The 634-nt window shown below is 75.4% G+C and carries 1 protein-coding gene; it reads left to right on the top strand.

Annotation, left to right across the window (positions count from 1 at the left end; translation table 11 throughout):
* A partial coding sequence (locus HA630_RS02605; RefSeq protein ID WP_208299936.1) for an Hpt domain-containing protein occupies positions 1–618 on the top strand: 618 nt, incomplete at its 5' end.
* Positions 619–634 lie beyond the last annotated feature (16 nt).

Raw genomic sequence — 634 nt, 5'->3', positions numbered from 1 at the left:
GTGCAGGACCAGGCCGAGACGCCGCAGCGGGTGGCGCAGGCGCTGGCCGCGGGCGATGGGGCGCTGGCGCACCGCTTGGTGCACACGCTCAAGGGTGTGGCGGGCAACCTGGGGGCCACGGCGGTGCAGGACGCGGCCCAGGCGCTGGATGTGCGCTTGCGCGCGGCGCTGGAAGGACAGGAATCGCAAGCGGTGCAAACCTCGGCGGCTGCCCAGGAACCGGCGCCCGTGCCCGATGCGGCGCTGGCCGAGGCGCTGGCGCACCTGCACGCCCGCCAGGACACGCTGGTGGCCGGCTTGCGCGACTGGCTGGCGCGCTCCGGCCAGCCGCAGCCCGCGCCAGAGGCGGCGTCAGCGGACACCGAAGCCCAAGCGCCCGCCCAGAACACCAACCCACCCGAAGCCCCTTCCACCCCCGGCCAGTTCGCCCCCCTGCTGGACTGGCTGGACCGTGGCGACACCCGCGCCATCGATTGGGCCCAGGCCCACGCCTCGGCCCTGCAGCGGGCGCTCGGCGCCCAGTACCCGGCCTTCCGCACCGCCGTGGCCGCCTTCGATTTCCCCACCGCCGCCGCCCTGCTGCGCCTGGCCGACAATACCCCGCACACCGCCCCCTAGGCTAGCCCCATGAGCA

It is taken from the genome of Aquabacterium sp. A08, from assembly GCF_011742065.1.
Note: the sequence above shows the minus strand (reverse complement) of the source record. Positions and strands in the feature narration are given on the sequence as shown.